Genomic DNA, 18,677 nt, shown 5'->3' on the forward strand with positions numbered 1-18,677 from the left:
GTTGCAACTTCATTTATTGGATCAACCGCTCTAGCGGTATAAATCATGCTGCAAAAATCGGACGTTCCACTTCTCCAACCAGCCTTTTCACTCCGCTCGCCTTTTTCCTCACCCTTTTGTTTTTTATTTATACGAACAGCACTTCTGGCTCCATAAGGATGCCGAGTTGCTTGGCTACTGTCGTTTGCATCAGCTCAATGAGCCGCTTTACGTCGCTGGCTGTGGCACTGCCTTGATTAATGATCCAGTTCGCGTGCACCGTACTAATCTGTGCGCCGCCAATAACAAAGCCCTTCAGTCCGACCTCTTCGATCAGTCTGCCGGGATGCGGGCCTTCGGGAGGGCTTTTGAAGGTGCTGCCCACTGTTTTGACATTGATGGGGAACTTGCCCTTGCGGATGTCCGCCGCCCGCTTCGTCGCTTCCATCACCTGCGCGGGATCGCTTGCCGCTTCAGCCCGGAAACGCGCGCTCACAATAATGTGGCGCCGATCCAGAAACCAGCTCCGGCGGAAGGAAAACTGCAGCTCCTCGGCGCTGCTCGTAATCACCTCGCCCGTGTCGCTGACATGCGTGACGCTGCTGACGACATCGCCGATTTCCTTGCCGATGCAGCCAGCATTCATAACGAGCCCCCCGCCTACGCTGCCGGGAATGCCTGCCATAAAATCGAATCCGGCGATGCCTTCATTCGCCATGGAATACGCCAGCCTTGGCAGCGCTACGCCCGCTTCCGCATACAGCTCGCCGCCTTGAAGGCCATATTCCTTCATGCCTTTGCCGACATGCATGACGACACCGTCAAAGCCCTCGTCACCCACAAGCACATTCGAGCCATTGCCGATAATGAGCAGCTTCCAGCCGAAACGCTCGCAAATCGCCGTTACAAAACGAATGTCCTCCACGCTTTTCGGAATGACGTAATAACGGCAAGGGCCGCCCACGCTCATCGTCGTAATGCGGCTTAGCGGAACATTAGCTTCGTGCACAATATGTTCGAACAAGCTCCTCCACTCCTCTATCTTCGTCTTTATCGATACTAAGCTTTGCTGCCCACGCTTCGAGCGGCTTTACTAGTTTTGCTGCTTCTTGGTGAAACGGCTGCGTCCAGCGCCGCTGCTCCTGGCAAGTTCGCTGCCCGCAGCGCCTCAGGTGCGCCTGCGCCTTTGATATGCGCATCCACGACGGCGAGCATCGTATCAATACGCGACTCCCAGTCATGCTTTTTCGCTTCGGCAACACGATCCAGGATTAACTGCTCGTAATTGTCTAGCAGCCCCTCATTCAACGCCAGCCCCAGCTGTTTGTCGAAGGCATCAGCATCTGCGGCAACATAGCAGTAGGAATAGTAATCCCTGACCGCTGGCAGCGGCGTCATGACAACCGGCTTGCCTGCTGATAAATATTCAAAAAATTTCATCGGAAACATATTCGTCGTGTATTCGTTAATGACGTTAGGCAGCAGGCAGGCATCGAAGCCTTTCAAATAACCCGGCAGCTCGCTATACGGCTTCGGCCCGATCAAATGAATGTTCGGCGTCTGGCCAAGCCGATCTGCATCGGTCCATGGGTCGCCCTCTCCCACCTGTCCAATGAACACAAAATGCACATGAGGGTTGCGGGACGCGACCGTTTCGATTAATGCCAAATCCAGCTTGTAGCCGCTTATAGCACCAATGAAGCCGACCTTGGGACCCTTCATCCGCAAAAGCTCCGCAGGAATGGCCGTGTCTGGCGACAACGCCTTGTTAAAATGATTGAATTCCGCTACATTCGGGCTGTAATAAGTGCTTTCGTTGATCGCCTTGCGCGTCTCATACAGATTGGGTGCCGTAGCAAAAACAACATCGACATCCTCCACCAGCCGCGCTTCCTGCTCCTTAATAATTTGCTCGGGCATGCCGGGCTGCGCGGAAATTTCGTCTACGCAGTGGTAAACCGACAGCTGCTCGCTCATATTCAGCAGCGGCTGCGTCAGCGGATTGTATGTCCACAGCACGTAATCCTCCATCCCAAGCTTCCGGGCGAAATGCTTCACATACTGCCGGACAATAAAAAAGTTCAGCTTCCGAACGAAGCTGAACCGCTGATAAGGGATGACGACTGGCGACCATACCCATAGATTTGTTTTTTTGTGCTGCAGCCCGCTAAAAAATTGACTGAGCCGCTTTATAATGCGCTTAATATCCTTGCCATTGCTTGACGGCTTGCGAAGGCCAAGCGAATTCAGATACAGCACCTGATGTCCGCGGCCCGCGAGCCTGTCGGCAATATGCTGCTTATTCGTCCAGAAGGGGTTATCCCAATCGGCGGTTGACACAATAATAAATGGCTTAGACATGCTGCTTCTCTCCAATATATTGTTTATAGAGCTGCTCCAGCTTCTCCGTCTGCAAGCGCAGATCGAACTGCTGCTCAACAAAGGCGCGGCCATTTTGTCCAATGGCTGCGCGCAGCGGCTGGCTGGTTACGAGCATATCGAGCTTTTCTTCCAGCTGGGCGGCGCTGCGCTCCTCTACCAAATAGCCGGTTTTGCCATTTTGCACTGCGTCCTTAATGCCGCCGCTGCTGGTGGCAACAACGGGAAGTCCCGTTCCGGAAGCTTCCAAAATGACCATGCCGAGCCCTTCCTGATCGCCATCCTTCGCTGTTACGCTTGGCAAGCAGAAAATATCCGAATCGCTGAGCCGCTTCAGCACCTCATGGTGGGGAATGCTGCCGAGGAACGTAATTCGCCCGCTCCCGGCTCCCGATGCAGCAAGCTCAGTCAGTGCCTGCCTCAGCGGCCCGTCTCCGGCAATGACGAGGCGCACATGCTCGCGCCGGGCTGCCAATCGGTGGAACGCTTCAATTAAATAAGCGATGCCCTTCTTCTCGGTCAGCCGGCCAACGGTCATAATCGTAATCGTGTCACGATCCGGTGCTTCCCGATAAAAAACTTTAGCCAAATCGATGCCGATATAATGGATTTTGATTTTTTGCTCAGGTACGCCATGCGCCATCAGCTTCTGCTTAATATGGTTTGAAACGGCAAGGAACAACGTTGTGTCCCGTACAAGCCGCTTAAACTTCATATAGTAGACGAGCCAGGAAAGCGGCCCAGGCATCAGCTTCGGCAGCCGTGTAATATCGTACCCGTGAAACGTAGCGAACAGCGGAATGCCGCGCTCCTTGCAGACGGGAACCGCATAGACCGCATCTACCCCGAAGTGGGCATGCACAAGCTCAATCTCGCGCTGCTCAACGATTCGGTTAATATGGCGCGTGGAGGTAACGGTCAGCGTGTAAAGCAGCTTCGTCAGCTTCTTCTGAAGCGATGATCCTGCCGCGCCAACAATGGTGTTGATGCTCCATTGATTAGGGAATTTATCGCGATTCGCGACCTCCCGGGTAATGACCTCCACCTGCACATTCCGATATTGATTCAACTGCTCATAAATAAACGTTTCCGATGCAGGCAAAAAGGTATTTCTCAGTACGCCAATCCTCATCATTTTCCTCCAACTTCTGCCGTCTGCGGCATCAAAGCCCGCTCCTGAATCACTTGCCCATCGCCGCTGCCCGCCAGATTTTCGCTCTGGCTTCTGCTATCGTTGCTGCTTCGCTCTTCCTCGCTATTCTCGCGCTGCTCGTACAAGATAAGCCCCGCAAGAAAGAAGAACACAGAAGCGACCCGCAGATCATGCAGGAAAAAGTTATCAAACATTCCTTGCACGATAACGAATAACGCTGCTCCTATTACACAGCTATCGAGTGCCGAGCCTGTACGATAATAAAGGCAAATGCCGCGCCATAAAATGCCAAACAGCAGCAAAATGAGGGCAATCAGTCCAAACAGGCCGCTCCATGTCCACATAATGACAAACAAGTTATGCGGCGGATACTTGCTGCTAAAGCCGACCGTCGCTGCGTAAAATGGAAAAATCCGCTCCCAGCCGCCATAGCCAAGGCCCAGCAGCGGATGCTCGGCAAAGTTTTGGAAGGTGAACTTCCAAATATAAGCCCGGGGATCGCCTTCGATCGCATCGGCATTCAGCCTGCTCGTCAAATTCGTAATAATATCGCCCGTCACGACAAAAGGAATGATCGCTGCCGGTATGACGATCAGCAGCGACAGCTTGAACAGCTTTTGCACGCGGAACCGGATGCACACATAAGCCAGCACCACAATGCCAAGCGCGAGAACGCCAGCGCGTGATTGCGTCGCCAGCATAGCGCCTAAATAAATGAAGCAGATGCCGAGCTGCAGCAGGCCGCCCTTGCGAAGCAGCAGCGACAGTGCAATACAAAGCATCATCCCGAAAAAAACCGAAGCCACATTCGTATTAACGAACAACGTTCCCGCCTTAAAGGGGTCCAAAATGTTAGCTTTAATATCTACATTAATTAACGCCGCCAGCGTATTCGGCTCGATCAGGAAGCTCGCGATTTTCGACCTTAAAAATTGCAGCTCCTGATCAGGAACAATAATAAAATAAATGTTCAGCAGGCCAATCGGCAAATACACATGCTGGATGCCGCGAAGCGTCTGTTCAACGGAAAGCCCGCGAGCCCGGTAATAGTAGCCCGCCAGCAAAGCGAGCAAACCTATGATGGAATAAGCAATCAGCTTAAAGCCGAGCACCCGGTCCGGGGCATAAATAATGCCCACCGCCATCGCGATAAGCAAGGCAACATAATAACGAACAAGCCGCTGTGTGCGAAAATAATGCATCAGCTTTCCTTGCGAAGCCGAGCGCAGCAAAAGTATAACGAGCACGAGGCTCGACAGCGTCACCGAAACCGCAAGCGGCAAATACAACTGGTAGGCCAGCAGCGCAGGAATGACGACATAATAAATGGCGTCTTTCCTAATCGCGACATAAGCGAGCGCTCCAGCAGCAACGAACAGCAGCACGTAAACATGCTGTACGGAAGCGAGGCATATAACGCCCAGAGACAGCAGCATCGCGGCATAAAGCGCCAGCTTGTTCGGCAAACGGGCAAGCATCGAGCTAGGCCTGCACTTTCATCGGGTTAAACCGTTCATTGAAGCTGCCGCTGACGATGCTGGAAATGTGGTACAGAAACGCCTCCACCGAAAACTGCTGTGCATTTTGGCGGCAGTTCGCATCCGTCATCATCCAGGACAGCAGCTCAAACTGCCGTACCGCATCAATGACCGATTCCGCATCCTGCTTCTCAAAGAACAAACCGGTTGGATTGTTCTCGCCCAGCCCTTTGACGATATCCTGGGCACCGCCCTTGCCGTAAGCAATAACCGGCGTTCCCGCTGCCTGAGCCTCCACCATGCTAATGCCGAAGTCCTCTTCACCTGCGAAAATAAAAGCTTTAGCCTGCTGCATATGCTTAAGCAGCACGGCATTCGGCTGGTAGCCGAGCAGCTTGACGTTCGGCGTTGCCAGCTGCTTCAGCGTCTTCATCTCCGGGCCGTCGCCGATGACGATCAGCTCCTTGTCCGGCATTTTGGCAAAAGCCTCGACAACGAGATCAATCCGCTTATACGGCACAAGCCGCGAGGCAGTAAAATAATACTCTTTCCGATCCTGATTGGAGTGATTGCCGAACGCCTTCACTTCAACCGGCGGATACACTACCTGTGCCTGGCGGCGATAAATTTTGTGAATGCGCCGGGCGATGTAGGACGAGTTCGCAAGAAACACATCTACGCCGTTCGCTGTCCGCACATCCCACATGCGAATTTGGTGCAGCAGCAGCTTGGATACGAGCTGCTTCAGCTTGCCCAGCTCGCTTAAATATTGATGCTGCAAATCCCAGGCATAACGGATCGGCGTATGCACATAGGAAATATGAATTTGATCAGGGCCCGTAATAATGCCTTTCGCGACCGCATGCGAGCTGGATATGATGACATCATAGCCGGATAAGTCAAACTGCTCGACCGCCAGCGGCATAAAAGGAAGATACGTTTTGTACATTTTTTTCGCAAAAGGCAGCTGCTGAATAAAAGTTGTAATCGGCTTTTTTCCCTTCAGCATATGGCGGTCCTTTTCTTCCAGAAAATCAATTACACAGAACAGGTCCGCGTCAGGGTAAATATTCAGCAGTTGTTCTACTACCTTCTCTGAACCTGCATAGGTTACCAGCCATTCATGAACGATAGCCACTCTCATAGGGCAACTCCTTCTTCGTGCGTAGTGTCTTATGGCATATAGGGGAAAGCTGCGTGAAAAGGTTGGTCTCCGGCCGCTGTTGCAGCTTCATTTTTTGAATAAACCGCCTTTGCGGTAAAATGAAGCTGCAAAAATCGGACGCTACCGCTCCTCCAACCAACCTTTTCACTCCGCTAATCCTTTTTGCCATTTTTTGATTTCAATAAGCGCCTTTGCGCAGCAGCACGATAATGACCGTGCGATACAATATTTTCAGATCCAGCCATACGGACTGGTTATAGACGTAAAAAAGCTCAAGATCGACGCGCTCAGGATACCCGACGTCGCTGCGGCCGCTTACTTGCCAATAGCCGGTTACTCCCGGCTTGACCGATAGGAAGGGGACCGCCTTCTCTCCATATTCCTTCAGCTCGTCACGCACGATTGGGCGTGGTCCCACCAGGCTCATCTCGCCTTTCAGCACATTGATGAGCTGGGGGAGCTCGTCCAGGCTCGTTTTGCGCAGGAAGCTGCCGATTTTCGTGACGCGCGGGTCTTCGGATGGATCAAGCTTGTAGCTGTTGTCGATATATTTTTTGTACAATACCGGGTCGGCGCGCAGCCGCTGCTCGGCATCATGCAGCATAGAGCGAAACTTGATGATGCTGAACGTATTGCCCTTATGTCCAATCCGCTTCTGCTTGAAAAAAACCGTGCCCTTCGGATCGCTGATCTTAATCAGCAAAGCGACTAGCATGAACACCGGAAGCAGAAAAATAATGCCCGCGAGCGAGCATAAGACATCAATGATCCGCTTCGCTGCGGCTTGCAGCGAGAGAGTCAGCGTGCGGGCTTCCGATTTGTATTGTGGCCGATTTACACTCATACGCTATCCCTCCTCAGTGCTTTGAGCTGGCTAGCCTGCTGCTGCTCAACAATTTCCTCAAGTGCCGTCATGAGCGGAAGCTTAAGCTCCTTATTGCGCAGGGCGAAATCAATCGTCGTTAAAATAAAGCCAAGCTTTTCTCCGACATCGTAACGTTTGCCTTCAAAATCATAAGCAAAAACGCCTTCGCTTTCATTCAGCTTTTGAATCGCGTCGGTTAATTGAATCTCATCGCCTGCGCCCTTCTCCTGCAGCTCCAGAAAATCAAAAATTTCCGGCGTCAACACGTAACGGCCCATAATCGCCAAATTGGACGGGGCATGTCCCGGCTTCGGCTTCTCGACGAAACGGTTAACCTGTACAAGCCGGCTGCCTTCTACGTCCATCCCTACCGGATCGACAATGCCGTAACGCTGCGTCTGATCGACGGAAACGGTCTGAACGCCGATGACCGATTTGCCCGTCGCATCATATTGTTCAATGAGCTGCCTTGTGCAAGGCACCTCGGATTCGACGATGTCATCGCCGAGCAAAACAGCGAATGGCTCATTGCCGATAAATTTACGGGCGCACCATACAGCATGTCCCAGCCCTTTTGCTTCTTTTTGACGAATATAATGGATTGTTACATTGGAGGAACGCTGCACGGCTTGCAGCAGCTCCAGCTTGCCTTTCTCAATCAACGTGTGCTCCAGTTCAAATGCGATATCAAAATGGTCCTCAATAGCTCGCTTCCCTTTACCTGTTACGATAATAATGTCTTCGATACCGGATGCGATGGCTTCCTCGACGATGTATTGAATCGTCGGCTTGTCGACAATCGGCAGCATCTCCTTCGGCATTGCTTTTGTTGCAGGCAAGAAGCGCGTTCCAAGTCCAGCTGCAGGAATAATTGCTTTTGTCACTTTTTTCATCATCCATCACCCTATCCTTCTTCGTTTTTTTTCTTTAATTGGAAGCAGTTCATGGGAGTTAAAAGTTCCAGCTATACTCTCGTGTGCCTTGCTCCTCTCCTATACATGATCGTATAGCTCGAACTTCTAAATGCTTTCACTCCTTTTCGCCCGTTTTTCTGCACGTAATAGTGTGGAGGAGCTCGGTGAAAGGGGATCGGCGCTGCGCTTGCCCCTTTCACCTAAACTCCTCACTAAATTAAAGGGCATCTAACCCCTCCTCACCCCACACCACCGACGCTCTACGTCTAAGGCCGTTCGCGGCCCACAGCATGATCGAGTGCCTCCAGTGATATAGGTGCAGGAGACATTACCTTTAAAAACGTTAATTCTCTTTACTTGTGGTTTAAAAAAATGGTGATGAAAATGGCGAAGCGGAATGAAAGGCTTGAGCTGGAGAAGCGTAGCGTTCGCTTTTACCCTTGCGTTCCCCCCTATTAGGGGCTATTTCGAGGAATGCAAGGGTAATGGCGATCGGAAGCCAAGCCTTTCATGCAGTGGAGCTTTTTTCATTCACGCTTTTAATCATCCGATAAAGAGATTACAACTACTCAAAATGAAACCTCACACTCATTGGTAGTAATATAAATACCCTTCCGAGCTGCTCCGCTTGATTTTATTGAGTACTACCCCTAAAATCCTCGCTTTCACATGCTCCAGGCTCGCCTTCGCTTTAATGGCGACCTCCTTCTTGACTGTGCCGGAATCGATGACGAGGACGACGCCGTCGGACTTGGATGCTACGATTTGCGCATCCGTCACGACCATGATCGGCGGGGTATCGACAATGATAATGTCGTAATGCTCCTTCATTTTTTCCAGCAGCTGGTCCATTCGCTTCGATGCCAGCATCTCTGACGGGTTCGGCGGAACTGGTCCTGCCGGTAAAATGCTGAGCCCGCTCACCGAGGTGGCTTGAATCGCGGTCTCCCATTCCTTCTGATTGCTCAGCACCGAGGTTAGGCCAATTTGATTGGATACCCGGAACAGCTGATGCTGCGTCGGCTTGCGCATATCGGCGTCAATCAACAGCACCCTCTTGTTCGACTGCGCATAAGTGACAGCAATGTTGGCCGAGGTTGTGCTTTTGCCTTCATTCATCTTCGTGGAGGTGACCATCAGGGTACGAATTTCTTCCTCCAAATTGGAGAAATCAATATTCGTTCTAAGGATGCGGTAAGCCTCCGATATCGGCGACTTCGGGTTCGTTTCCGTAATGAGCGGCCAATTAGGTTTCGTACGTGACATTATTTTTCCCCCTCATCGGTCGGTCTATGGAATTGTCCTTGTGCTTGCCTAGATCAACCTCGCGAATTTTCGGAATGAGCGACAGCGTCGGCAAGCCAAGCACCGCCTGAATGTCCTCCTCCGTCTTAATCGTATCGTCGAGATAATCGAGCAGCAGCGCGAATCCAATGCCTACCAGCATAGAGAGTGCAATCGCAATCGCAATATTCATCGTCGGCTTAGGCGACACAGGAGGCGGTGTGAGCGTATGATCGGCTTCGTACAAAATCGACACATTATCAACCTGCATCAAGCTCGGCAGCTCCTGCATGAACACCTCCGATACCGCATTCGCAATGTTCGCGGCCCGGCTGTAAGAGGAATCCTTTGCAGTGACGGACATCACCTGCGTGTCGTTGACTGAGGTTACGCTAATCCGTTCAATCAGCTGGCCTGTCGTAAGGCCAAGCTCAGGATACTTCTGGGCAACCTTCCCCATCACCCTCGGCGTTCTTATAATTTCCTTGTACGTCTTCACCAGTTGAATGTTGGAGTTGATCGTGCTTAGATCCAGCTTGGCGATAATATCGTTTTGACTGCCTGTCTGATTAACGATCAGCTTGGTCGACGCCTCATATTCCGGCTGTTGAAAATAATACGAATAGATGCCTGTGGCGATCCCTGCCATGCAGACGAGCGCTGTTATCAACCAGATTCTTTTCTTCACAACGTGCCAATATTGTTTTAATTCCAATGCGTATACCTCCATAAAAAATTATTCAAAACGCGACCTATTGGGTAAAAAAAAGAGGTACCTACCATTTTCGCCGCCCAGCTGCCCGGCCCTTTTAAGCAACTTTCAGCATCGGGCAGGCAGCTATTTTACACCTTTCTCTATGATTCGACAGTTTTATCCTTTTGCGAAAATACTCAATATGAGCTTTTTCGACTTGATTATATTCATAAAGAATAACTTTTTCAAGGTGTTTTGAAAATTAGTTTTCTGAATTTTCAAAACATTCATTTAAAATATTAGGAAAGGATCTGATTTTCCCCATCCTTTCTCTATATTTCAACGCGAAACAGTAGCTTTGCCACCAGAGGACGGCTTTCGGCTGTTTACGCTTGCATAGAGGCGCTTTTCGAGAGTCTGTTCTCCGACAAAAACTGTTGGAACGAACCACCCTCAAGGACATGATCCATCATATCTTCAAACGTGCCATTAATTCCTTTTTTACGCAGCAGCAGCGTCAGCAACTCGGCTAAATCAATACGAGGCCTTGCCTCGGAAGGCACATAACGCTGCTCTTCATAATCGAATACCATTTCCTGCTTAATTGGATATTGCGCCATAAGCAGCCATTCCGTCAGGCTTCTTCCTGCGGTTCTCCCTGGTTCGGGCGCAAACATTGGATCGTCAGCAAGCTTTTTGAAAAAGGCCTTCGCTTTCAGAGAGCGCTGCTTCTGCTGCACAAGCTCGTGGAGATCATCAGCGATTTGATCGGGCTGCTCTCCCACAACGCCGTAATCATTCACCCGTCTGAGTGATTGTTGATTCGTTACCATCCTAATCCCTCCACACTTTTTTTTGAAAATATAAGCAGGCAACCTATCCAATGCGCTCTTTTTAGTATGTCGTATATTATGCGTATTGAATAAGTATAAAAGAAGAAAACCGAAAAGAGTGTCAGTTTGTGTCGAATTAAATAAATTGATCATTTAGCCCATTAACTACCCCACGCGTCCTATATCCAAATTCAGTAAATTGTTGAGGTATTGTATAACCGTGCTTTATTGTCTACAAAAGGCCACTTTCAGCATAGGTACAGCGGTTAAGCTGCATCAGGCAAAATGAGAACTTTATTGCGCTTTTTAGACGCAACAAACAGACGTTGATTCGCTAACGGCAGGCGGAGCGGCATGTCAGTTTATTTTATAGGCGCCATGCGGCATGACGGCGTTTTGGCCTTCGCTTTATTTTCAGAAAAATGAACAAAAAAACGCTTGCGCTCTGAACGAATGTTCTAAGCTTTGCAAGCGTTCTAATGTTTCAATACTCTATCCCGAATTGTCTGATTCAATAGCCGCATAAGGCTAGTTAATTAGCTTTAATATTAACCAAATTAAGAGGATCCAGAAGGGCAGCGCGAGAAGAATACCGTTTAATATGCCGACTTTTAGGCTTCCTTTGCGAAAGAACATTGTATGCCGCCTCCTTCTATTATACTGTATAGTTTTATTATACCCCATTCCTTTCCTCCTATACCGATCCAATCAGCATGCGTGACTATTTGGAAACTTTAGGTAGTCATTAAGGGGATAGGCGATGGGCCTCTTGACTCATTATGCTAAAACGGCGCTTTTTTGTCATCCTATCAGGGAGGAGACGCACCGAAAACTTTGTTCCCTATTTTACAAAAAAATAAAGCTTCCTTCTCGCTTCTTCTATTCTAGTGTCCACCTCTGCGACTATAGCTGTTTGAAAGATAGGAATTTAGGGTATAAGCTTATGGGCCAAACGGCTCATTATGCTATAAATATTGGAATTGCATGTATGGAAAATAGTAGAATAGTTAGGACGATAAAAACTAAAATCCTTCTATAATAAAGGAGAATCCGATGAGCAACGAACAAGAGTATCGCTTTCAAGTTAATTTAAGCGGAATGATTAATATACTTTCCAACCATTTATATAGCAGCCCTAATGTTTATTTGCGCGAGCTTCTGCAAAATGCGACGGATGCTATTACAGCACGAGGACAGCTTGAGCCTGGTTTTACCGGAAATGTGACGGTAGAAATTTCAGGCAGCGGCAGTGGAGCGACGATGACGGTTGAAGACAACGGCGTAGGGCTGACCGAGGAGGATATTCATCAGTTTCTAGCGATGATCGGACATTCCTCCAAGGTTGGTCAGGACTTTATTGCAAAAGAAACCTCGTTTATCGGCCGCTTCGGCATCGGTCTGCTGTCCTGCTTTATGGTCAGCGACGAAATTGTCGTTCTTACCCAATCGGTGAAGGGCGGGCCATCCATGGAATGGCGCGGCAAGCCGGACGGAACGTATACGATCCGCCAGCTGAGCACCCAGCTGGCACCGGGAACGAAAATTTATTTGCGCTGCAAGCCAGATAGCGAGCCTTATTACGAGCCGCAAATGGTTGAGGATTTACTATTCTATTATGGCGCTCTGCTGCCCTATCCGGTTAGGCTGCATGCAAATGGAGACGCGAAGACGATTAACGAGTCGCGGCCTGACTGGATTTTGCAGCCGGAGCTGGCGCGCGGCCGTCGCCGCGAGGTGCTTGCCTTCGGCGAAAAGCTGCTGGGCGAGCCGCTGCAGGATTTCATCCCGCTCCAAACAGCGAATGGCCGTACGGGCGGAATCGCCTTTATTTTGCCGCATAGTGTGAATCTGAATGCCCGCCGTTCCCATAAAGTATATCTGAAGCAAATGCTCGTCTCCGATAAAGCCGAAAATATTTTGCCGGAATGGGCGTTTTTCGTCAAATGCCTCATCTGGACAGATGAGCTTCAGCCGACGGCATCACGCGAGCATTTCTATGAGGATGAACGGCTGGAATCGGTGCGCGAGGAGCTTGGACAATCGATCCGCAATGAGCTTATGCGCATAGGCGAATATGAGCCTGACCGCTTGCAGCGCATCATTCAGCTGCATGCTTTGTCGATGAAGGCACTCGCTGCGCAGGATGAGGATTTCCTGCAAACCATTTACCGCTGGATTACATTTGAGAGCACCTACGGAGAACGAACATTTGGCGAGCTGATGGCCGATAATAAAAAAATATTTTACACGTTATCTGTTGATGAATACCGTCAAATTACCCATGTGGCCGCAGCACAATCGATGCTCGTCCTCAATGGCGGCTATATTTATAACCATGAATTGCTTGAGCGCTTGTCGATCCTTCTTCCTGAGCTGGATATGGAAAGGCTGCTGCCGGAAGATGTATCGCTGTCCTTCGAGGACTTAACGAATGAGGAGCGCAATCAATTTTACGAGCGAATTCGCCTTGCAGATGGGGCATTGCAGCGCTTCCGCTGTCAAATTCAGCTCAAACGTTTTGCTCCAGCAGAGCTTCCTGCCCTTTATACGCTGTCGAAGGAATCATCGTCGCTGCGCTCCTTGGAGAAAGCGAAGGAAAACAGCTCGGACTTGCTCGCTTCCGTACTCGGCAACCTTGGCGCGAACTTTACGGAATCGGCGTATTCGACGCTTTATTTTAACTTAAACAATCCGCTCGTCCAGAAAATTTTCACCAGTGCCGACAACCAAATGTTCACAACCGCTGCCCAAATGCTGTATACGAATGCTTTGCTGATGGGTCATTATCCGATGACGCGCCAGGAGCTTGGTGTACTGGGCCAAGGCATGGTTAAATTTATCGACTGGGGACTATCGTCGAACGCTTAAATGCTAGATGCAGAAGGAGGAACATGAATGGAACTCGATTTTGAAGATTTAATGGATCAGGCCTACGATCTGCCCCCCGGCGCAGCTAAGCTTGAGGTGCTGGAGGCTGCCGTGAGAATCGCAGATGCAGAAGGCGATACCGATAACGCCTTTGAGGCGAGAGGCGAAATTGTGGAGACGGCTATTTTTCACGGTTACCCGCTCAAAGCGATTATCGCTTTCTCTTGGCAGCTGGGACAATCTGACCATCAACCCGATCATTACGATAGCAGCGATTTAATGTGGTCCTACAAATGGATCGTCGGCAACATTTCGAATTTCCCGGAAATCCCGATGCCGCAAATTCAGGAGCTGCTGGAGGATTTGGGCAAACGCTATAAGGAGCATGGCTACAGCCGCCGCACTTATTTGTATTACCGCTCTCGCCTTGCCTTAAGCCATGGAAAGCTGAATGAAGCCAAGGATTTTCTCGAGCAGATGGTGAAGGTCGATCGGGACTATATGACTGACTGTATCGCCTGCGAGCAAAATCATATCGTGGAGCTTTACGCGCAATTGGGCGAAGATGAACAAGCTTTAAAGGCGGCAGAGCCGATTTTATCCGGCAAAATGAAATGCGCTGAGGTTCCTCATATTACACTGCCGCACCTGCTTTCGCCTTTGCTGCGTCAAGGCTCGCCAGAAGAAGCCCAAAAGCTTCATACGAAAGGCTATCGACTGGTCAAAGGCAAGCGCGATCTGCTCGCTAGCGTCGCACAGCATATTCATTATTTGACGGATGTGAATCCGGCGAAGGCGGTAGAGGCCGTCGAGCTGCATTTGGCATTTATCCTTGACCATGAGAATCCTTATGAGGTCATGCGATTTAATCTATTCACAGCACGGCTGCTGAAGAAGCTAATTAGCGAGGAAGCTGAAGTAAAGCTGCGTCTGCCAGCCTCCTTCCTCGCTGTGAATGAAGATACAAGTCTGCCCGCGCTTGCTGCGCACTTTGAAGCACTCGCGCTATCGGCAGCAAAACGTTTTGATGCTCGCAATGGCAATGATTATTATAGTAATAATGCCGCGAGCTTGCTCGTTTAACTCGCCTGATGAGGCCTCTTGGCGCTTCTATTGCCATGTATTTAACAAATAAACAGAGGAGCATCTATGGAAATGGATTTTGAGGATTTAATGAACCAGGCGTATGACCTCCCTCCCGGCGCTGCCCAGCTCGAGGTGCTGGAGGCTGCCGTTCGGCTCGCAGATGCCGAGGGTGATATCGAAAATGGTTTTTATGCGCGCCACCAAATCGTGAAAACTGCTGGATTTCATGGCTTCCCGCTGAAGGCGATTATCGCCTTCTCCTGGCAGCTAGGCCAATATGATCAAAACCCTGAGGAATATGATGGCAGAAGCTTGTTATGGCGATATAAATGGATCATCGGCACCATTTCGAATTTCCCAGAAATTCCAATGTCGCAAATTCAGGAGCTGCTGGAGGATTTGGGCAAGCGTTATAAGGAGCATGGCTACAGCAATCGCACTTATTTATATTTCCGTTCCCGGCTCGCCCTTGACCATGGCAAGCTTGATGAAGCCAAAGATTATCTCCAGCAATTTATGAAAGCATTTCGGGACCATATGAGCGATTGCATCGCCTGTGAGCAGCATTATATTGTCATGCTATATTCAAGACTGGGCGAGGATGAGCAAGCATTAAAGGCAGCGGAGCCGATTTTATCAGGGAACATGAAATGTGCTGAGGTACCTCATATTACGCTGCCGGAGCTGCTCCTGCCTATGCAGCGCCTAAACCTCCATGAGGAAGCGAAAAAAGCGCATACGAAAGGCTATCGCCTCGTCAAAGGCAAACGCGATCTGCTGGAAAGCGTCGCCCAGCATATTGAATATTTGACGGCAACCAAGCCAGCTAAAGCGATTGAGGCTGTAGAGCTGCATTTGGCTTTCGCACTTGATCATGAGAACCCTTATGAAGTGATGCTGTTTAATCTATGTACGGCACGCCTGCTGAAGAAACTGGTTCAAGAAGGATCGAATGTGATGCTTCGGCTTCCCGCCTCCTTTCTTGCGGCGCATGAAGATACCAGCCTTCCAGCGCTCGCCGCTTATTTTGAAAACCTCGCCACTGCGGCGGCACAACGTTATGATGCACGCAATGGCAATGACTTTTATAGTAAAAAGGTAGCCGATAAGCTGCTCTTATAAGGTGTCTGGCGAAGCTGCCTAGTGCACAATAAGTGTGAAACTTATAATGCTTATATTTCAAAAAAATCCCCGCAAGCGGACACTTTTTCAAGTGATCGGCTTGCGGGGATTTGTATTTGTGGACGGTTTGTCTTACATTGCTTTGGTCAACGTAATGGAATGATCGGCTTTGCCCCAATGTACGTTCCAGCCAAGCAGTTCCGTAATGAAGCGAAGCGGCACGACCGTCCTGTTGTCGGAGTTGACAAATACTTTAGCGCCTACGGATTTTTTCATGCCGTTTACTTCCATGAAGTCTTTGTTCATCCAAAATTTCAGTGTGTCGCTGCCTGCTTTGATCGTAACCAGCTGCGCTTTTTTATCCCATTTCACGTCAGCGCCAATGCCTTCGCTCAGGTAGCGAAGCGGAATATAAGTCATGCCGCTCCAGATGAATGGCTCTGTATACACCGGCTGAGTATTCGTCCAAGACGATCCATTCGTTGTGAAGTAAGCCTTCCCTTCTTCATTTGCTGATTTAATAATGGCGCCATAATCTCCTACGGCTATATAAACATTGTTTCCGTAAGCAGCGTCTTTGATTGCGCCTGCGGGCAAATCCTCCCAGCTCTTCGTTGTAAATGTATCCGGCGCAGGAGCTGCATAAATGGAAGGGGGACTAACTTGAAGCATGATGAGTAAAGCGAGCATAAAAATTCCTATTCGTGGCCATATCGATGCAGGCCATGCATCCCGCCGGATTCACACTCCTCTATGCTTCATTTATACTCTCTCTGATGACGCCACCCAGCAGCTTCTAAGCTATAAAGGAGTCAGGAAATTTCTAGCTGCAATTAAATTCGACAAATTACAACATATTACTCCAATAAATAGACGGATTACGACCTAAATTTTTATCGAAATGTGTCGAATCTTCAATCGGCCGTAAACCGCGTCCAGCAAGGCTTCATTCAAGAAAACAGCCTATCATTTTCCCCACCTCTTTTTCCCTAAGGCTTCGATACAATTATTTTTAAAACGCTCTATAAAATCGTTATGGAAAACGTGATTTTCACCGATATATAAAACATATTAGGTTAACTTTTAGAAAAGAGGGCGGGATTCTATGTTAAAACTATCTTTACGCTGGCGGCTTGCTCTGCTTGCTGCAATTCCGCTTATTGCGTATGTGCTGTCGAGCTTGTATTACCTGAACGGGCAGCAGCAAATTGTGCGTACGATGACAGAGGAGATTTATGACACATCCAATCAGGTCAATTCACTGATTTTGAACGCAGACCGTGACATGTATCAAGCTTTTCAAGCGTATTTAAAAGTGGAGTCTGGTACGTTGAACGCGGCTGAAACGGAGGAAGCCCGCAAAGAGTTGTCCGAGAATATCGCGCAGGTATCCGAACGTGTTGGAAAAGCAAACGTTATTATTGAAGCGCAATCTTTGCAAAAATTGGCATATGGTGAGTCTGGCCGCACGATTGAGGATATTTTGGGCCAGTTTCAGCCGAAATTTGAATTATGGTCCTCTGCTGCCGTACAGGCTGCTGCCGGGGACCAGCACCAGTTCCGCAATGCCGAAATTGACGACGCTTTTAAATCCAGCCGCTCCGGTATTGACGAGATTGGAGAAAGCTTAGACAAGCATTCGGAGCTGACAATAGCGGCCATCAGCAAGCAAGTAGAGCAAAATCAGCTTGTAGCTTTCATAGCAACTACTTTAGTTACGCTTCTTTTAGTCATCGTTGTTATCATCACCGTCCGTCAAATTATGCGGACAGTCCGCATCATCGTCGCAAAATCTAATCAAGTGGCAGCGGGAGATTTGACCGTGCAGCGGGATAAAAATCCTGGAACCGATGAGCTTGGCCGCATATCAGCCGCCGTCGATCATATGATTGACACGATGCGCAAGCTCATTAGCGGCATTTCGGAGTCCGCGATCGAGGTAAGCGCTGCCTCCTCCCAGCTGACAGCCGCATCCCAGGAATCGACTGAGGCGGCAGAGCATACCGCGATTCGGATTCAGGAGGTTGCTCAAAGCTCGATGGTTCAAGCAAGAACGGCGCAGGAGACGTCCCGTGCGATTGAAGAGATGGCGGTGGGCATTCAGCGGATTGCCGAAAATACAACTTCCATTGCGATGCATTCCTCTGGAACGTCGGAACAAACCGAGCAAAGCCAGCAGGCATTGAATATGCTCGTTAACCAGATGGAGGACATTCGCGCCGTCATAACAAAGCTGTCCGAAAGCATTCATTCCCTTGAGCATCGCTCGCAGCAAATCGGCAAAATCGCTCAAAATATTACCGCATTCGCCGGTCAAACGAATATTTTATCACTGAACGCCTCCATTGAGGCTGCACGTGCAGGGGATCAAGGCAAAGGGTTTGCCGTTGTGGCAGAGGAAATCCGCAAGCTGGCAGCGGCCTCGCTGGAATCAGCGGAAGGCATCAATACGCTCGTAGCTGGCACGCGCAGTGAAATTGCCAGTGCATCGAGCTATATGGCGACAACCGTTCAAGAGGTCGAAAATGGCGGCGGACAGCTGAACGTTGTGCGGGAGCGGCTTGATGCCATCTCGATCGCGATTGAGCAAATTGCGAATCAGCTCCATGATAATTCGGCTATTGCTGAGCAATTATCCGCAGGCTCCCAGCAAATTAGCGCTTCGACAGAATCAGCTGCGGCAGGCGCTGCCTCCAATTTGGAGAAAACCGATGACGTGGCGGCCGCAACAGAGGAGCAGCTTGCACAGATGGAGCATATCGCATCATCGGCCCAAGCGCTGAATCGCATTGTCGGCGATCTAGAGGCGGCAATTTCCAGCTTTAAAGTGAACTAACGAAGGCTGCGTTAAACAGAA

General features: G+C 49.6%; 15 protein-coding genes. 4 read left to right on the forward strand and 11 right to left on the reverse strand.

All coding sequences use genetic code 11. The annotated features are described in order from the left end of the window. Positions 1-127: 127 nt before the first annotated feature. From murB to AC6B99_RS05200, 10 genes are all read right to left on the reverse strand, one after another. Positions 128-1,003: a UDP-N-acetylmuramate dehydrogenase gene (gene murB / locus AC6B99_RS05155; RefSeq protein WP_494881761.1), complete on the reverse strand. Its 876-nt coding sequence runs from the start codon at positions 1,001-1,003 to the stop codon at positions 128-130. A 35-nt stretch (positions 1,004-1,038) separates the two neighbouring features. Further along, on the reverse strand, positions 1,039-2,340 hold the full coding sequence (locus AC6B99_RS05160; RefSeq protein WP_496662911.1) for a glycosyltransferase: 1,302 nt from the start codon (positions 2,338-2,340) through the stop codon (positions 1,039-1,041). After that, the gene (locus tag AC6B99_RS05165) at positions 2,333-3,490 is read right to left on the reverse strand and encodes a glycosyltransferase (RefSeq protein WP_056033758.1); all 1,158 of its coding nucleotides are present in this window, start codon (positions 3,488-3,490) and stop codon (positions 2,333-2,335) included. The genes AC6B99_RS05160 and AC6B99_RS05165 overlap by 8 nt, the downstream gene beginning before the upstream one ends. Further along, positions 3,490-4,989: an O-antigen ligase family protein gene (locus tag AC6B99_RS05170; RefSeq protein ID WP_496662912.1), complete on the reverse strand. Its 1,500-nt coding sequence runs from the start codon at positions 4,987-4,989 to the stop codon at positions 3,490-3,492. Before AC6B99_RS05170 ends, AC6B99_RS05165 begins: the two co-directional genes overlap by 1 nt. A 4-nt stretch (positions 4,990-4,993) precedes the next feature. Then, positions 4,994-6,133 carry a glycosyltransferase family 4 protein gene (locus AC6B99_RS05175; protein WP_046233572.1) on the reverse strand — a complete coding sequence of 380 codons (1,140 nt, stop codon included), beginning with the start codon at positions 6,131-6,133 and terminating at the stop codon, positions 4,994-4,996. A gap of 199 nt (positions 6,134-6,332) precedes the next feature. Continuing rightward, positions 6,333-6,998: a sugar transferase gene (locus AC6B99_RS05180; RefSeq protein ID WP_081418743.1), complete on the reverse strand. Its 666-nt coding sequence runs from the start codon at positions 6,996-6,998 to the stop codon at positions 6,333-6,335. Beyond that, positions 6,995-7,912 (reverse strand): UTP--glucose-1-phosphate uridylyltransferase GalU, encoded by a 918-nt coding sequence (gene galU, locus AC6B99_RS05185; protein WP_056033922.1) that lies wholly within the window; start codon positions 7,910-7,912, stop codon positions 6,995-6,997. Before galU ends, AC6B99_RS05180 begins: the two co-directional genes overlap by 4 nt. Before the next feature lie 609 nt (positions 7,913-8,521). After that, positions 8,522-9,199, reverse strand: a complete 678-nt coding sequence (locus AC6B99_RS05190; RefSeq protein ID WP_056033748.1) for a CpsD/CapB family tyrosine-protein kinase — start codon at positions 9,197-9,199, stop codon at positions 8,522-8,524. Next, positions 9,180-9,932 (reverse strand): YveK family protein, encoded by a 753-nt coding sequence (locus AC6B99_RS05195; protein WP_056033745.1) that lies wholly within the window; start codon positions 9,930-9,932, stop codon positions 9,180-9,182. The genes AC6B99_RS05190 and AC6B99_RS05195 overlap by 20 nt, the downstream gene beginning before the upstream one ends. A 365-nt stretch (positions 9,933-10,297) precedes the next feature. Then, positions 10,298-10,744: a hypothetical protein gene (locus tag AC6B99_RS05200; RefSeq protein ID WP_496662913.1), complete on the reverse strand. Its 447-nt coding sequence runs from the start codon at positions 10,742-10,744 to the stop codon at positions 10,298-10,300. Positions 10,745-11,797: 1,053 nt separating this feature from the next. Between AC6B99_RS05200 and AC6B99_RS05205 the strand changes: the two genes are divergently transcribed. From AC6B99_RS05205 to AC6B99_RS05215, 3 genes are all read left to right on the forward strand, one after another. Beyond that, a complete protein-coding gene (locus AC6B99_RS05205) occupies positions 11,798-13,612 on the forward strand; it encodes an HSP90 family protein (protein ID WP_056033737.1) in 1,815 nt (604 codons plus the stop codon). A 27-nt stretch (positions 13,613-13,639) separates the two neighbouring features. Further along, a complete protein-coding gene (locus tag AC6B99_RS05210; RefSeq protein WP_496662914.1) occupies positions 13,640-14,695 on the forward strand; it encodes a hypothetical protein in 1,056 nt (351 codons plus the stop codon). A gap of 72 nt (positions 14,696-14,767) precedes the next feature. Further along, positions 14,768-15,820, forward strand: a complete 1,053-nt coding sequence (locus AC6B99_RS05215; RefSeq protein ID WP_235533120.1) for a hypothetical protein — start codon at positions 14,768-14,770, stop codon at positions 15,818-15,820. Positions 15,821-15,952: 132 nt separating this feature from the next. Here the strand turns inward: AC6B99_RS05215 and AC6B99_RS05220 are convergent, their stop codons facing one another. Beyond that, entirely contained in the window at positions 15,953-16,510 is a 558-nt protein-coding gene (locus AC6B99_RS05220) for a stalk domain-containing protein (RefSeq protein ID WP_081418742.1), read from the reverse strand. A gap of 415 nt (positions 16,511-16,925) precedes the next feature. Between AC6B99_RS05220 and AC6B99_RS05225 the strand changes: the two genes are divergently transcribed. Continuing rightward, a complete protein-coding gene (locus tag AC6B99_RS05225; protein WP_494881781.1) occupies positions 16,926-18,656 on the forward strand; it encodes a methyl-accepting chemotaxis protein in 1,731 nt (576 codons plus the stop codon). Positions 18,657-18,677: the final 21 nt, after the last annotated feature.

Source organism: Paenibacillus liaoningensis (assembly GCF_059609455.1).

Coding starts and splice junctions, on each gene's coding strand:
- AC6B99_RS05160 (WP_496662911.1), bottom strand. CDS start 2,340: ATGTCTAAGCCATTTATTATTGTGTCAACCGCCGATTGGGATAACCCC.
- AC6B99_RS05165 (WP_056033758.1), bottom strand. CDS start 3,490: ATGAGGATTGGCGTACTGAGAAATACCTTTTTGCCTGCATCGGAAACG.
- AC6B99_RS05170 (WP_496662912.1), bottom strand. CDS start 4,989: ATGCTTGCCCGTTTGCCGAACAAGCTGGCGCTTTATGCCGCGATGCTG.
- AC6B99_RS05175 (WP_046233572.1), bottom strand. CDS start 6,133: ATGAGAGTGGCTATCGTTCATGAATGGCTGGTAACCTATGCAGGTTCA.
- AC6B99_RS05180 (WP_081418743.1), bottom strand. CDS start 6,998: ATGAGTGTAAATCGGCCACAATACAAATCGGAAGCCCGCACGCTGACT.
- galU (WP_056033922.1), bottom strand. CDS start 7,912: ATGAAAAAAGTGACAAAAGCAATTATTCCTGCAGCTGGACTTGGAACG.
- AC6B99_RS05190 (WP_056033748.1), bottom strand. CDS start 9,199: ATGTCACGTACGAAACCTAATTGGCCGCTCATTACGGAAACGAACCCG.
- AC6B99_RS05200 (WP_496662913.1), bottom strand. CDS start 10,744: ATGGTAACGAATCAACAATCACTCAGACGGGTGAATGATTACGGCGTT.
- AC6B99_RS05205 (WP_056033737.1), top strand. CDS start 11,798: ATGAGCAACGAACAAGAGTATCGCTTTCAAGTTAATTTAAGCGGAATG.
- AC6B99_RS05210 (WP_496662914.1), top strand. CDS start 13,640: ATGGAACTCGATTTTGAAGATTTAATGGATCAGGCCTACGATCTGCCC.
- AC6B99_RS05215 (WP_235533120.1), top strand. CDS start 14,768: ATGGATTTTGAGGATTTAATGAACCAGGCGTATGACCTCCCTCCCGGC.
- AC6B99_RS05220 (WP_081418742.1), bottom strand. CDS start 16,510: ATGCTCGCTTTACTCATCATGCTTCAAGTTAGTCCCCCTTCCATTTAT.
- AC6B99_RS05225 (WP_494881781.1), top strand. CDS start 16,926: ATGTTAAAACTATCTTTACGCTGGCGGCTTGCTCTGCTTGCTGCAATT.